Here is a 14806-nt window from a genome sequence, read left to right as displayed (position 1 = left end):
ACGAACCACTGGAAGTCCTCCAGGGTCCCCAGGTCCGGATGGACGGCGTCGTGCCCGCCCTCCGGGGAACCGATCGCCCACGGCACGCCCACGTCCTCGGGACCGGCGCTCAGGGTGTTGTTGGGGCCCTTGCGGAAGGTGGTCCCGATGGGGTGGATGGGCGGGAGGTAGACGACGTCGAAGCCCATCTCCGCGATCGCGGGCAGCCGCCGGGCCGCTGTCCGGAACGTGCCGTGCGGCCGCTCGGCCGTGCCCTCGGAGCGCGGGAAGAACTCGTACCAGGAGCCGTACAGAGCCCGCTCCCGCTCGACGAGCAGCGGCAACGGCTCGGAGCAGGTGACCAACTCCCTGAGCGGATAACGGCGGAGGATCTTGTCGACCTCGGGTGTGAGGGCGGCGGCCAGGCGCCAGGGGGCGGGCCGTTCCTCGTCGCGCAGGGCGGCCGCGGCGGCCAGCAGGATCTCCCGCTTCCTGGACTTCGGGACAGCGGCGGCGGCCCGTTCGTACAGCCGTGCGCCCTCCTCCAGGACCAGATCGGTGTCGATGCCCGCCGGGATCTTGATCTGGGCGTGGTGGCGCCAGGTGGTGACCGGATCTCCCCAGGCCTCGACCTGGTAGGTCCAACGGCCCGGTTTTCCGGCGGCGGTGACGGTGGCGCCCCAGCGGTCGGTGCCGGGGGCCAGCTCCCGCATCGGGGTCCAGGGACCCGGGCGGCCCTTGGGGTCCTTCAGTACGACATTGGCGGCGACGGCGTCATGGCCCTCGCGGAAGACGGTGGCGGTGACCTCGAACGACTCCCCGGTCACCGCTTTGGCGGGCCGGCGCCCCTGCTGGACCAGGGGACGGACGTCGAGGACGGGTATGCGGCCGACGGCGGTGGCCTCGTCCGCGGGGGGTGTGGCACGAGGTGACGTGCGCTGTGTCGGAGGTGCTGACGACTGGTGCGTGGCGGGCATGACCGCTCCTGTCCGCGGCAACGTGGGTGTGGGCGGATGGATGGTGGCGAGACGGGTCCTGCGGCTGTATCCGAAGGTGTACTTGAGGGTCTACCTGTGCGGGGTGTCAGCGCTGTGTCCATGGGGTGTACCGGAGGAGCCTTCCCACCCTATTCGGGTGGGCAATCCGGCACTTTGTTAACTACTCAGCCGTATGTCTACGCACAAGACCGGCCCCGTTCTGTACGAACGGGGCCGGTGGCGAGTTCGCATGGGAGAAAACGCTTTACGATTTCGGCACCCGGAGGAGTCGGTTGGGTGACCCGAGCCCCGCACCGGTCACCTTCCCGCTCGCCGCCCCCGCAATCAGAGCCTCGGCGACCTGGGCCGGGGTGGCCCTCGGACGACCGGCGAGGTAGAGCGCGGCGGCGCCCGCCACGTGCGGTGACGCCATCGACGTACCCGAATAGGTCGCCTTGCCGGTGTCGCTCGTGTACGAGTCCGAGGTGATCGCCACGCCCGGGGCGAACAGGTCGACGGCTGCACCGAAGTTGGAGAAGCCCGCGCGGGCGTCGGCGCGGTCGGTGGCGCCGACCGTGAGGGCCTGCGGTACGTCGGCCGGTGAGTAACGGTCGGCCGGCCGGCCGTCGTTGCCGGCCGCGACCGTGTACGTCACCCCGGACCTGATCGAGTCGCGTACCGCGGCGTCGAGCTGGGCGTTGTGCGCACCGCCCAGGCTGAGGTTGGCCACCGCCGGCTTGCGGGCGTGTGCGGTGACCCAGTCGATACCGGCGATGACCTGGGCGGTGGTGCCCGACCCCGTGTCGTCCATGACCCGTACGGAGACGACCTTCGCCCTCTTGGCGACGCCGTACCGGGTCCCGGCGATCGTGCCGGCGACATGTGTCCCGTGGCCGTCGCCGTCGCCGGCGGATCTGTCGTTCCCGACGAAGTCCCAGCCGTAGCTCGCCCGGCCGCCGAAGTCGCGGTTGCCGATCCGGATGCCGGTGTCGATCACGTAGGCGGTGACGCCCGCGCCCCCCGACGTCGGCCAGGTGTACGCCTTGTCGAGCGGCAGAGCCGCCTGGTCGACGCGGTCCAGGCCCCAGGACGGCGGGTTCGTCTGGGTGCGGTCGAGCCGTATCCGGCTGTCCTGGACGACGGAGGCGATCCGTGAGTCCGCGGCGAGCCGCCGGGCCTGTCCAGCGCTTGCCCGGACGGCGTATCCGTTCAGCACACTGCCGTAAGTATGGCTTATTTTCGCCCCATAGCGGGTCGCGACGCCCCTCCCGGCCGCCGACGCGCCCTTGATCCCCTCCTTCAGGGTCACCAGATAGCTTCCGCCGACCGAGCCCGGTCTGCCGGCGCCGAACACGGTCCCCTCCGGTACGGCGTGCGCGGGCAGGGTGGCCGATGACAGCACCGCGGCCGTGATGACCGCGGTCAAGCCCCCTGCCAGGCGCGCACGCCGGTTGATCGTCCGTGACATGGCTGTGAGTTCCCCCTCCTCAGCTCAAGGGGGCAGCGTCTCGTGCGGCGCCGGGTCCCACAAGGAGGCGTGACGCGTCTCGGTCCGCCCACCGGGGGACGAAGCCGGGGTCTGGTGCCGGAGCTCCGACAACGGCCCCCTCGACACCGGTACCGTCTGAGGAACGCCGAGCCGCACACCGCCGTACGGCTCTCACCACGAACGCGTGGAGTGGAATGTGAAGGCGATCCGTCGGTTCACCGTCCGTCCCGTTCTCCCCGACCCCCTCCGCCCCCTCAGCGACCTGGCCCGAAATCTGCGCTGGTCCTGGCACACCGAGACCCGTGACCTCTTCCAGGCCGTCGACCCCGAGCGCTGGGCCGCCTCGGCGGGCGATCCGGTGCGGCTGCTGGGCAGCCTGCCGCCGGCGCGGCTCGCCGAGCTGGCCGGTGACCGCCGGTTCCTGCGCCGGCTGACGGCGGCCGCCGACGACCTGAGCGACTACGTGACCGGCGACCGCTGGTACCAGTCCCGGCCGCAGGCCGCCGAACTCCCGTCCGCCGTCGCCTACTTCTCGCCCGAGTTCGGCATCACGGCCGCCCTGCCCCAGTACTCCGGCGGCCTCGGCATCCTGGCCGGCGACCACCTCAAGTCGGCCAGCGACCTCGGCGTACCGCTGATCGGCGTCGGCCTCCTGTACCGGCACGGGTACTTCCGGCAGACCCTGTCCCGGGACGGCTGGCAGCAGGAGCACTATCCCGTCCTCGACCCGAACGAACTGCCGGTGGTGCCGCTGAAGGACGCCGACGGCACCCCGGCGCACGTCTCCCTCGCCCTGCCCGGCGGCCGGCTGCTGCGCGCCCGGATCTGGCTGGCCCAGGTGGGCCGGGTGCCGCTGCTGATGCTGGACTCCGACGTGGAGGAGAACGGCCTCGGCGAACGCGGGGTCACCGACCGGCTCTACGGCGGCGGCAGCGAACACCGGCTGCTCCAGGAGATGCTGCTCGGGATAGGGGGTGTGCGCGCCGTACGGACGTACTGCCGGCTGACCGGCCACCCCGAGCCGGAGGTCTTCCACACCAACGAGGGGCACGCCGGCTTCCTGGGTCTGGAGCGGATCGCCGAGCTGTGCGCGCAGGGGCTGGACTTCGACTCCGCGCTGGAGGCGGTGCGCGCCGGCACCGTCTTCACCACCCACACCCCCGTCCCGGCCGGCATCGACCGCTTCGACCGGGAGCTGGTCGCCCACCACTTCGGCCCCGACGCCGAACTGCCCGGGATCGGGGTGGAGCACATCCTGCGCCTGGGGATGGAGACCTACCCCGGCGGCGAAGCCAACCTCTTCAACATGGCCGTGATGGGACTGCGGCTCGCCCAGCGCGCCAACGGGGTCTCGCTGCTGCACGGCAACGTCAGCCGGGAGATGTTCTCCGGGCTGTGGCCGGGATTCGACGCCGACGAGGTGCCGATCACCTCCGTGACGAACGGGGTGCACGCCCCGACCTGGGTGGCGCCCGAGGTGGTGCGGCTGGGGGCGAGGCAGCTGGGCGATCGGCGGACCGAGGAGGCGCTGACCGTGGGCGGCCCGGAACGCTGGGACGCGGTCGCCGAGATCGCCGACCAGGAGATCTGGGAGCTGCGCCGGTCGCTGCGGGAGCAGCTGGTGCTGGAGGTGCGGGAGCGGCTGCGGGCCTCCTGGCGGCAACGGGGTGCGGGTACCGCCGAGCTGGGCTGGATCGACCACGTCCTCGACCCCGACGTCCTGACCATCGGTTTCGCCCGGCGCGTCCCGTCGTACAAGCGGCTCACGCTCATGCTGCGCGACCGCGACCGGCTGATGGACCTCCTGCTGCACTCCGAGCGGCCGATCCAGGTCGTGGTGGCCGGAAAGGCGCACCCGGCGGACGACGGCGGCAAGCGGCTGGTCCAGGAACTGGTCCGGTTCACCGACGATCCGCGCGTCCGGCACCGGATCGTCTTCCTGCCCGACTACGGCATGGCGATGGCGCAGAAGCTGCTGCCCGGCTGCGACATCTGGCTGAACAACCCGCTGCGCCCGCTGGAGGCGTGCGGGACCAGCGGGATGAAGGCGGCGCTCAACGGCGGCCTCAACCTCTCGGTCCTGGACGGCTGGTGGGACGAGTGGTTCCAGCCGGACTTCGGCTGGGCGATCCCGACGGCGGACGGCGCCGGCACCGACCCCGAGCGTCGCGACGACATCGAGGCGGACGCCCTCTACGACCTCCTCGAACAACGCGTCACCCCGCGCTTCTACGAGCGCGGCCGGACCGGTCTGCCCGACCGCTGGATCGAGATGGTCCGCCAGACCCTCACCCTCCTCGGTCCCAAGGTGCTGGCGGGCCGCATGGTCCGCGAGTACGTGGAGCGCCTCTACACCCCGGCGGCCCACGCCCACCGGTCCATGACCTCCGACGCGACCCGCGAACTGTCCGTCTGGAAGGGCAGGGTGCGGGCGGCCTGGCACGGTGTCTCGGTGGACCACGTCGAGGCGGCCACCGCCACGGCCACCGCCGAACTGGGCACCACCCTCGCCCTGCGCGTCCGCGTCCGCCTCGGCGACCTCGCCCCGGACGACGTGGAGGTCCAGGCGGTCTCCGGCCGGGTCGACCCGGAGGATCGCATCACCGACGCGACGACGGTCCCCTTGAAACCGACGGGAGGCCCGGACCTGGAGGGCCACTGGACCTACGAGGGCCCCCTCTCCCTGGACCGCACGGGCCCCTACGGCTACACGGTCCGCATCCTCGCGGCCCACCGACTGCTGGCGTCCGGCGCCGAGCTGGGACTGGTGGTGGTCCCTGTGGAGGGGGCGGTGACGGGGGCCGGGGTGCTGATGCGCTGACCGCGCGGGATCCGACGCGCCAAGGGTGGGCTTTGCCTGCCCTTGGCGCGTCGGATTGCTCGATGTCGATGTCGGATTGCTGCGGAAGCAGTTTCAGGACTGGCCTATTGGCGGCCTGAAAGAGGTCCTGTTCGTTGACCGTGCCGGGAACGTGGTCCACTTCTATCCGTAGGACGCGAAGGTAGCAAACAGTATGGCAATCGATTTTGACCTTGACGTGGCGACGGGGTCGTCGCCGGTCGAGGTCGCGACCTGGCTTGCCGAAATCGGCAGGGACATCGGCGTGTTCGACGCGTCGTTCACGGCCGAGCGGCTGTTGGACAAGGAGGTGTTTCTCTACACCTCTCGCGGCCTGTGGGTTCGGGTGCTGGAATCGGACCGGCTGTCCCCCTGGGATCCTGTCGTCACCGAACTCGGTTTCACGCCCACGGTCTCCGTGGCCTTCCGTATGGGGAAAGGAGCGGACGTGGGCCTCCAGCAAACCGACATGGTCGGGCTGGTGGCGCGTCTGCTGGAGCGCGTCGAGGGCGACGCGGTTCTGCACTTCCAGCACGAGGTGATCTGGCTGCTGCGCCGGAACGGCGAGCTCAGCCTCGACGAACGGGACGACATCTGGTCACTACAACGGCTGGCCCTGATGACGCGGCCCTTCCGGCGGGAAACCCACAGAATGGACTCGGAGTGAGTCAGCACACGCGATTCCGGTTTCACGCGACTGATATGCCGGGGCGCGACATCTGGTGCCCGAATACCGAGGTCGCCCAGGAATTCGTGGGAACCGCCGAGGTCTTCGCTCAGGTCTTCGGTGTCACCTCAGGTGTCGCCGACCCCGTCGACGGAGTCTGCCTCGTCGACTTCCGGGCCTTCGGCGCGCTCTGCGCTGCGGCCGTCGGCCGGTTCAGCGGCACGCGTGAGGGAATCCTGCGCTCCCAGTCCCTCGGCTTCATCGCGACCGCGCTCGTCCTCATCGACCGCGCCGGACAGCCGGCGCCCGCCATGCCCGGTCCGGATCAGGACCGGGCCTGGGCGGTACTGCGGGACCAGCACGCCCGGGCCATGCCGGTCTGACCGTCAGAACTCGGGCTCCGCATCCGCGCACAGCCTCCGCAGCACCGCCCCGCAGCGGCGGGCGTACGCGTGCTGCAGTCCCCGGGTCGCCGCGCCGCCCGCGCGGGTGTACCACTTGGCGGCCTTGCTGAAGGCCGCGACCGTCAGCCAGACCGTGCCGTCGCCGGTGCGGGTGACCAGGAAGGCCTCCTCACCGCACTCCGGGTGGCCGGTGAGGGTGCCGTAGGCCCAGCCCGCCCGGCGGGACTCCTCCGCCGTCCAGACGATCCGGCAGGGGGCCTTGATGAGGCCGGCGAGGGTGACGGTGACGTCCACGCCGGGGGCCGCGCGGTCGGCGTCGGCGTCGATACCGACGCCGAGAGCGCGGTGGAGTTCCCAGGTGAGGACCGCCTCGGCGGCCCGGTCGAAGACTTCCTCGCCCTCGCCTATGCGCGTGCGCACGTGCAAGGGGTGGAAGCCCGGCGGGCAGGCGGCGAGGTTCTCGCGAGTGGCGCCGACCGCCTCGTAGGTGAAGGACATGGGAGAGAGCGTAGGGCGGGCCCCCGGGACGCCTTCTCCCCGGGGGCCCGCCAGTACCGCTCGGTGCGGTGTCAGCTGACGTTGACCGCCGACCAGGCCGCCGCCACCGCGTTGTACTCGGTGGAGCCGGAGCCGTAGAGGGCAGCCGCCGCGCTCAGGGTGCCGGTGCGGGCGCCCGCGTACTTGGTGGTCGACGTGAAGTACGTCGTCAGGGCCTTGTACCAGATCTGCAGCGCCTTGGCCCGGCCGATGCCGGTGACCGTGGAGCCGTTGGACGTGGGCGAGTTGTAGCTCACGCCGTTGATCGTCTTCGCGCCGCTGCCCTCGGACAGCAGGTAGAAGAAGTGGTTGGCGACGCCCGACGAGTAGTGCACGTCGAGGTTGCCGACCGAGGAGGACCAGTAGTTGGCGGAGCCGCCGTCCTTGCTGGGCTGGTCCATGTAGCGCAGCGGGGTGCCGTCGCCGTTGATGTTGATCTTCTCGCCGATGAGGTAGTCACCGACGTCGGAGGAGTTGGCCGCGTAGAACTCGACGCCGGTGCCGAAGATGTCCGAGGTGGCCTCGTTGAGGCCGCCGGACTCGCCCGAGTAGTTGAGACCCGCGGTGTTGGAGGTGACACCGTGGCTCATCTCGTGACCGGCCACGTCCAGCGAGGTCAGCGGGTGGGTGTTGCTGGAGCCGTCACCGTAGGTCATGCAGAAGCAGCTGTCGTCCCAGAACGCGTTCACGTACGAGCTGCCGTAGTGGACGCGGGAGTAGGCGCCGACACCGTTGTTCTTGATGCCGCTGCGGCCGAACGTGTCCTTGTAGAAGTCCCACGTCTCCTGGGCGCCGTAGGCGGCGTCCGCGGCGGCGGTCACGTCGGTGGTGGAGCTGGAGGCGGTGCCGGTGCCCCACGTGTTGGTGGTGTTGGTGAACAGGGTGCCGGTGCCGGACGTCCCGTGCTTCAGGTTGTACGTCTTGTGGCTGCCGCGCGAGGCGTCGGTCAGCGAGTACGTCGTGCCCGACAGGCTGGTGGTGAGGCTGACGGTGCCCGAGTACAGGGTCTTGCCGGTGCCGGTGGCGTTCTCGATGCCCTGGTACTCGAAGAGCTTCTTGCCGGTGGCGGCGTCGGTGATGACGTGCAGCTGGTTGGGGGTGCCGTCGTCCTGGAAGCCGCCGACGATCGTCTCGTAGGCGAGGACGGGGGTACCCGAGCCGGCCCAGATGACCTTGCGGGCGCCGTCGGCCGCCGACTTGCTGGAGCCCAGCGACTTGGCGACGGTGAGCGCCGACTTCTCCGCCTTGGCGGTGCTGATCTGCGGCTTGAGGGAGGCCACCTTGATGGCCGTCTTAGTCGCCTTGGTGACGCCCTCGGTCTTGCCGGCCTTGGAGGTGTGCACGACCAGGTCGCCGCCGAGGACCGGGAGGCCCGCGTAGGTGCGCTCGTAGCGCGTGTGGACGGTGCCGTCGGCGTCCTTCACGACGTCCTTGACGACCAGCTTCTCCTTGGCGCCGAGGCCTATCTGCTGCGCGGTCTCGGTGACGTCCGCCTGCGCCTTCTGGATGAGGGCGGTGCGGGCGGAGTTGGAGAGCAGGGTGGGGGCGGCGGCCAGCTGCTTGTCGGCGGCTGTGGCGTTCGCAGTCATACCCGTGGTGAGCAGGGCGCCGGCGGCGACAGCGGTGGCGATGGCCAGAGTGGTGCGCTTGTGACGCGCGTAGAGGGGGCTCACTCAAGCTCCTTCAGGATGTGGGGAGTCCGGGGCGATGTGGGGTTACCGGCCCGGCTGTGGGGTTGTGAAGTTGCTGTGCTGTGCGACGGGTGAAGGAAGAGTGACATCAAGGTCGCGTACATGTCAGGACCTTGAAGTGATGTTGGCCGAAAAGCAGGTGTTCGGTGAACATTGCGAACATGTAAAACGGGCGCCGCCCGGGGGGAGTCGAACCCCCGGACGGCGCCCGTCGCCCACGTCCGTGTCCTGCGGTTTACGGGAAGGTCAGCTTCCAGCTGTTGATCGTGCCGACGTCCTGTGCGGCCTGGTCCTGGACCTTCAGCTTCCAGGTTCCATTGGCCGATTCCGACGAGGCGTTCACCGTGTAGGTGTCCGTCACGTTGTCCGCGGAGTCGGAGGAGCTGAAGGCCTTCAGGCGGTAGGACGTTCCGGACGGACCGACGAGGTCGATCACCAGGTCACCACGCCAGGTGTGGCTGATATTCGGCGTTACCTGGAGGTTGCTCGGCGCGTTCCCGGTCCGGCCGGAGACCGTGATCGACGAGGTGACCGCGGGCCCGTTGTCCGGGATCGACACCGGTGTGGTGCTCTCGTACGAGGTGCCCGTACCGCCGCCACCGCCCGAGCGGGAGCCGACCGCCACGGCCGCCCAGGCGTCCTGCACCGCCTTGTACTCGGTGCTGGTGGTGCCGTACAGCTCACCCGCCGCCGCGAGGGTGCCGGTGCGGGCGGCCGCGTAGTTGGTGGTCGAGGTGAACTTGGTGGTGAGCGCGCGGTACCAGATCTGGAGCGCCTTGTCCCGGCCGATGCCGGTGACCGGAAGGCCGTCCTTCGTGGGCGAGTTGTAGCTGACGCCGTTGATGACCTTGGCGCCGCTGCCCTCGCTCAGCAGGTAGAAGAAGTGGTTCGCCACGCCGGACGAGTAGTGCACGTCGAGGCCGCCGACCGACGAGGACCAGTAGTCGGCCGAACCGCCGTCCTTGCTCGGCTTGTCCATGTAGCGCAGCGGGGTGCCGTCGCCGTTGATGTCGATCTTCTCGCCGATGAGGTAGTCACCGACGTCGGAGGAGTTGGCCGCGTAGAACTCGACGCCGGTGCCGAAGATGTCCGAGGTGGCCTCGTTGAGCCCGCCCGACTCACCGGTGTAGTTGAGACCGGCCGTGTTCGAGGTGACGCCGTGGCTCATCTCGTGGCCGGCCACGTCGATCGCCGTCAGCGGGTCCGCGTTGCCGGAGCCGTCACCGTACGTCATGCAGAAGCAGCCGTCGTCCCAGAACGCGTTCACGTACGAGTTGCCGTAGTGGACGCGGGAGTAGGCGCCGACGCCGTTGTTCTTGATGCCGCTGCGGCCGAAGGTGTTCTTGTAGAAGTCCCAGGTCTCCGCGGCCCCGTAGTGCGCGTCGGCGCCCGCGGTGGCGGCGTTCGACGTGGTGCCGTTGCCCCAGGTGTTGCTCGACTGCGAGAACAGCGTGCCGGTGCCCGACGTGCCGTGGTTCAGGTTGTACGTCTTGTGGCCGCCGCGGTCGCCGTCGGTCAGGTTGTACGTCGAGCCCGACTGGGTCGTCGACAGCGACACCGTCCCGCTGTACTGGGTGTTGCCGGTGCCCGTGACGTTCTCGATGCCCTGGTACTCGAAGAGCTTCTTGCCGGTGGCGGCGTCGGTGATCACGTGCAGCTGGTTGGGGGTGCCGTCGTCCTGGAAGCCGCCGACGATCGTCTCGTAGGCGAGGACGGGGGTACCCGAGCCGGCCCAGATGACCTTGCGGGCGCCGTCGGCCGCCGACTTGGTGGAGCCGAGGGACTTGGCGCGGGAGACGGCCTGCTTCTCGGCGCTCGCCGCGCTGACGGCCGGGGTGAGGTCGGCGACCTTGAGCGTGGCGTTGTTCGCCTTGACGACACGCTCGGTGGCGCCCGACTTGGCGGTGTCGACGATCAGGTCGCCGCCGAGGACCGGGAGGCCCGCGTAGGTGCGCTCGTAGCGGGTGTGGACGGTGCCGTCGGCGTCCTTCACGACGTCCTTGACGACCAGCTTCTCCTGCGTGCCGAGGCCTATCGCCTTGGCGGTCGCGGCCTTCTCGGCGCTCGCGTCACGCAGCAGCTCCGCGCGCTGCGAGGGCGAGAGCTTGACGGCGGCGTGCGCGGGGTTGATCCGGCCGGCCTTCGGTGCGGTGGGCGCGGCGCTGGCGGCGCCCGACTGGACGGCCGCGGCGATCAGGGCGGTGACGCCCGCGAGGGCCACTACTGCGGTGCGGTGGGGGGTGCGTCTGCGAGAGGAACTGCTTCTCAACACTGACTCCTTCTGCGTGGCCGCGGATCACACGGCCAGGGGAGATCCGGAGGGCGGGTGGGCCGTCCGGGCAGAACATGCGGAACAGGCGGAACGCGGAACCACGTGCGCGGTGCAGAGCCGGACCCGGCAGCGACGAGGTGAATCTGTGGGGTTGCTGTGAGTCGGCCGTGGGAAGAGTGGCACCAGAAAACGCGATCTGTCAGGACCGCGTCAGGAATTTGGCCGGAAATCGTTCGTTGACCGGATGTTCATGTTCGGTATGCGGATCGTTCGGCAAGTGAGCGGAGCTCAGGGGGCCTTGTCGCCGTGCCAGGTCGCCCACAGCGCCGCGTACGCCCCGCCCGCAGCCACCAGCTCCTCGTGGGTGCCGAGTTCGGCGAGCAGACCGTCCTCCATCACGGCCACCCGGTCCGCGTCGTGCGCGGTGTGCAGCCGGTGGGCGATGGCGATGACCGTACGGCCCTCCAGGACGGCGGCCAGCGCGCGCTCGGCGTGCCGGGCGGTCGCCGGGTCCAGCAGCGCCGTCGCCTCGTCCAGGATCAGCGTGTGCGGGTCCGCCAGCACCACCCTGGCGAGCGCGAGTTGCTGCGCCTGGGAGCCGTCCGTGGCACAACCGCCCGCGCCCAGCAGGGTGTCGAGGCCGCCGGGGAGACCGCGGACCCAGCCGTCGACGCCCACGGTCGTCAGCGCCGTCCACAGGTCCGCGTCGCTCGCGGTGGGTTCGGCGATCAGCAGGTTGTCCCGGACCGTGCCGAGGAAGACATGGTGTTCCTGGGTGACCAGGACGACCTGACGGCGCAGCAGCTCCGGTTCCAGCCCGGCGATCGGCACCCCGCCCACGGTCACCGTGCCCGACCCCGGCGCGTCGACGCCCGCCAGCAGCCGGCTCAGCGTCGTCTTCCCGGCGCCGGACGGCCCGACCACCGCGAGCCGCTCCCCGGGCCGCACCGTGAGATCCACCCCGCGCAGCACCTCGCCGCCGCGCTCGTAGGCGTACCGCACCCCGCGCACATCGATCCGGTCGTCCGCCGGAGCCGCCGACCCGCCGTCCGCCTCCGTCCGCGGAGCCTGCGCCAGCCCCTCCACCCGGGCGAACGAGGCACCGCTGGACTGGAGTTGCTCCACCCGCATCAGAATCTGGTCCAATGGCTCCGTGAACTGCCTCAGATACAGCGCCGCCGACACCACCACGCCGACCCCGACATGCAGCAGCCCGCCGACCAGCAGCACCCCGGCCACCGGCAGGGTGTACGACACCTCGACCGCCGGGAAGAACACGGTCCGCAGCCGCAGCGTGTAGAAGCGGGTCTTCCGGTTGGCCTCCAGCGCGTCCCGGCTCGCCGTGATCCGCCGTTCCTGGAGCCGGAACGCCTCCACCGTGCGCGCGCCCGCCACCGTCGCCGTGACGATCTCCGCGACTCCGGAGGTGGTCGCCCCCTCCGCGAGATAGCCGTCCCGGGCCCGGCGCAGATACCAGCGCAGGGCGAACCAGATCGGGGTCAGCCCGAGCACCCCGAACGCGCCGAGCATCGGATCCAGTGCGAAGACCGCGGCCATCACCAACAGCGCCTGCACCGAGCAGACCAGCAGCTCGGGTCCGATGTCCCGCAGCGTGGTGCCGACGGCGCTCACGTCGGAGGTGCCGCGCGCGGTCAGATCCCCGGTGCCGGCCCGCTCCACGACCGACGCGGGCAGCGTGAGCGCCCGGTCCACGAACTCCTCGCGGACCCGGGCCAGGGTCCGTTCGCCGAAGCGGTGGCCGAGGTAGCGGGCGGAGCGGGCGAACAGCAGCTGGGCGAGCGAACAGAGCAGGATCCACAGGGCGAGGCGGTCCACGGCGCCGACACCGCGGCCGGCCCGCACCGCGTCCACGATCCGGCCCACCAGCCACGGGCCGACCAGGCCGGTGCCGGCGGCGAGCGCGTTCAGCAGCAGGGCGGCGGAGAAGGCCCCGCGGTCGGCCCGCACCAGGCGGAGGACGGCCCGGCGTACGTCGGCGCGTCCGGCGACGGGAAGCTGACTCGTTGTCACCGTACGACCTCCTCCTCCGTGTCCCGGGCCACCAGGGCGCGGTAGCCGGGCTCGTACTCCAGCAGGCCCTCGTGCGTGCCGGTCGCCGCGATCTTGCCGTCGACCAGGTAGATCACCTCGTCGGCGCGGGCCAGCATCAGGGGCGAGGTGGTGGTGAGGAGGGTGGTGCGGCCGGCGCGGGCCGTGCGCAGGCGCTCCGCCACGAGGGCCTCGGTGTGGGCGTCCAGGGCGGAGGTGGGCTCCACGGCGAGGAGGACCTCGGGGTCGGTGAGGAGGGCGCGGGCCAGGCGGATGCGTTGGCGTTGGCCGCCGGAGAGGTTGCGGGCCTGGGCGTCGATGGGGGAGTCGAGGCCGTTCGGGAGGGCCTGCAGGATGTCGGTGGCTGCGGCTGCGTGGAGGGCTTGGGCCGTTTGCGCGTCAGGGGGTGCGGCGGGAGGTGCGTCGGCGGCTGCGGCGCCGCCGTGGCTGGTCGCGCTCGCGCGGCGGCAGCCGCACATTCGATGCAGCCCCGCGCCCCTATGGGGCGCGTTGTGGCCTTCGTCCTGAGATGTGTCGGCGGGTGTGTGGGGGCTGGTCGCGCTCGCGCGGCGGCAGCCGCACATGTGATGCAGCCCCGCGCCCCTGCAGGGGGCGTTGCCGCCTTCGGTGATCGCGTCGTTCAGCGAGCCTGCGAAGAAGTCGGCGTTGTTGTCGGCCACCAGGATGCGGGAGCGGACCTCCCGTAGGGGGACGGCGTCCAGACGGGTCTCTCCCCAGGTCACGTTCGACCGTGTGTAGCGGCCAAGGCGGTCGATCACCGCCGTCGTCTCCGTCGAGCTCGCGCCCACCAGTGCCGTCAGACGGCCTGGGCGGACCCGGACCCCCGAGTCCGGATCGCGCAGGACGGACGGGTCGGCCGGGGCCTGTTCCGTGCCCTCGTCCGGTTCCGGGGCCAGGTTCAGCAGTCGTACCACCCTGCGTGCGGCCACCACGCCCCGGCTGAGCTGGTAGCCCATGTCCAGGAAGAACGCCACCGGGCCCACCAGGACCGCGACATAGCCGTACACCGACACCAGCTGGCCCACCGTGATCTCCCCGCGGGCGGCCATCCGGGCCGCGATCCAGGTCACCACCGCCAGGTACACCGTGGGCAGACCTACGCCCAGGGCCTGGACCCAGCTGGCCACCGAGCCCACCCGGTAGCCCTGGACGCGCAGGTGCTGTGAGTCCTTGCGGAAGGCGTCCGCGAACAGGCCCTTGCCGCCCAGGCCGTTGAGGACGCGCAGGCCGCCCGCGAGGTCGCCGATACGGGCCGTGAGGACGCCCTGGCGTTCCCGGTACTCGGTCTCCTGGCCCTGGAGCCGCCGGGCCAGCGGGCCGGCGAGCAGCGCCACCACCGGTACCCCGAGCAGGACCACGCCGGTCAGCAGGGGGGAGATCGACACCAGCAGGCCGGCCACCACCGCGTACACGACGACCGCGCCCACCCCGGGGCCGACGACGGTCAGCGCCTGGGCGATGGTGTGCACGTCACCGACGCCGATCGTGACGACCTCACCGGCTCCCACCCGCCGGGGCAGCGCGGCACCGAGCCGTACCGCGTGCCCGACGACCACCTTGATCGTCCGGAAGTACGCGTCCATGCGCACCCGGGTCATCGTGCGGTGGCGCATGATGCTGAGCCACGCGTTGACCGCACCGAGGACGAAGATCGCCGCCGTCCAGCCGGCCAGCACCGTCATGCGCCCCGGCACCAGTCCGTCGTCCACGGCCCGCGCCATCATGTACGGCGTTCCGGCCATCAGTATCAGCCAGACACTGCCCAGCAGCGCCCCGGCCAGCGAGCGGCCCGGCTGGCGGTGCACCAGCCACCACAGGTAGTACCAGCCACCGCGTGTGTCGGGCGTGCCCGGATCCTCGTACGCGTCGATCACCCTGCGA

At 70.9% G+C, this 14806-nt stretch carries 10 protein-coding genes; 3 read left to right on the top strand and 7 right to left on the bottom strand.

Annotation, left to right across the window (positions count from 1 at the left end):
• Together AB0D59_RS37270 and AB0D59_RS37265 are read right to left on the bottom strand one after the other, a co-directional pair.
• Positions 1-956 (bottom strand): maltotransferase domain-containing protein (locus AB0D59_RS37270; protein WP_362575144.1); only part of this gene is annotated, 956 nt, incomplete at its 3' end.
• Between the two features lie 265 nt (positions 957-1221).
• Positions 1222-2424 carry a S8 family peptidase gene (locus AB0D59_RS37265; protein WP_362575142.1) on the bottom strand — a complete coding sequence of 401 codons (1203 nt, stop codon included), beginning with the start codon at positions 2422-2424 and terminating at the stop codon, positions 1222-1224.
• A 217-nt stretch (positions 2425-2641) separates the two neighbouring features.
• On the opposite strand from AB0D59_RS37265, the gene glgP reads away from it, so the two are divergent.
• The 3 genes from glgP to AB0D59_RS37250 all read left to right on the top strand — a co-directional run bounded on the left by glgP (position 2642) and on the right by AB0D59_RS37250 (position 6334).
• Positions 2642-5266 carry an alpha-glucan family phosphorylase gene (glgP, locus tag AB0D59_RS37260; protein ID WP_362575140.1) on the top strand — a complete coding sequence of 875 codons (2625 nt, stop codon included), beginning with the start codon at positions 2642-2644 and terminating at the stop codon, positions 5264-5266.
• Between the two features lie 193 nt (positions 5267-5459).
• The gene (locus AB0D59_RS37255; protein ID WP_362575138.1) at positions 5460-5951 is read left to right on the top strand and encodes a SitI3 family protein; all 492 of its coding nucleotides are present in this window, start codon (positions 5460-5462) and stop codon (positions 5949-5951) included.
• Between the two features lie 35 nt (positions 5952-5986).
• On the top strand, positions 5987-6334 hold the full coding sequence (locus AB0D59_RS37250) for a DUF6086 family protein (RefSeq protein WP_362575136.1): 348 nt from the start codon (positions 5987-5989) through the stop codon (positions 6332-6334).
• A 3-nt stretch (positions 6335-6337) separates the two neighbouring features.
• On the opposite strand, the gene AB0D59_RS37245 is transcribed toward AB0D59_RS37250, so the two are convergent.
• The 5 genes from AB0D59_RS37245 to AB0D59_RS37225 all read right to left on the bottom strand — a co-directional run bounded on the left by AB0D59_RS37245 (position 6338) and on the right by AB0D59_RS37225 (position 14799).
• Positions 6338-6853 carry a DUF1990 domain-containing protein gene (locus AB0D59_RS37245; protein WP_362575134.1) on the bottom strand — a complete coding sequence of 172 codons (516 nt, stop codon included), beginning with the start codon at positions 6851-6853 and terminating at the stop codon, positions 6338-6340.
• A 71-nt stretch (positions 6854-6924) separates the two neighbouring features.
• Entirely contained in the window at positions 6925-8565 is a 1641-nt protein-coding gene (locus tag AB0D59_RS37240) for a M4 family metallopeptidase (RefSeq protein ID WP_362575132.1), read from the bottom strand.
• A 253-nt stretch (positions 8566-8818) separates the two neighbouring features.
• Complete coding sequence (locus AB0D59_RS37235; RefSeq protein ID WP_362575130.1) at positions 8819-10852, bottom strand: M4 family metallopeptidase; 2034 nt, start codon at positions 10850-10852, stop codon at positions 8819-8821.
• Between the two features lie 291 nt (positions 10853-11143).
• Positions 11144-12886, bottom strand: a complete 1743-nt coding sequence (locus tag AB0D59_RS37230; protein ID WP_362575128.1) for an ABC transporter ATP-binding protein — start codon at positions 12884-12886, stop codon at positions 11144-11146.
• A complete protein-coding gene (locus AB0D59_RS37225) occupies positions 12883-14799 on the bottom strand; it encodes an ABC transporter ATP-binding protein (RefSeq protein WP_362575126.1) in 1917 nt (638 codons plus the stop codon). Before AB0D59_RS37225 ends, AB0D59_RS37230 begins: the two co-directional genes overlap by 4 nt.
• Positions 14800-14806 lie beyond the last annotated feature (7 nt).

It is taken from the genome of Streptomyces sp. NPDC048417, from assembly GCF_040651615.1.
GTDB lineage: Bacteria > Actinomycetota > Actinomycetes > Streptomycetales > Streptomycetaceae > Streptomyces.
The sequence above is the reverse complement of the archived record's forward strand: the minus strand, read 5'-3'. Positions and strand labels throughout refer to the sequence as shown.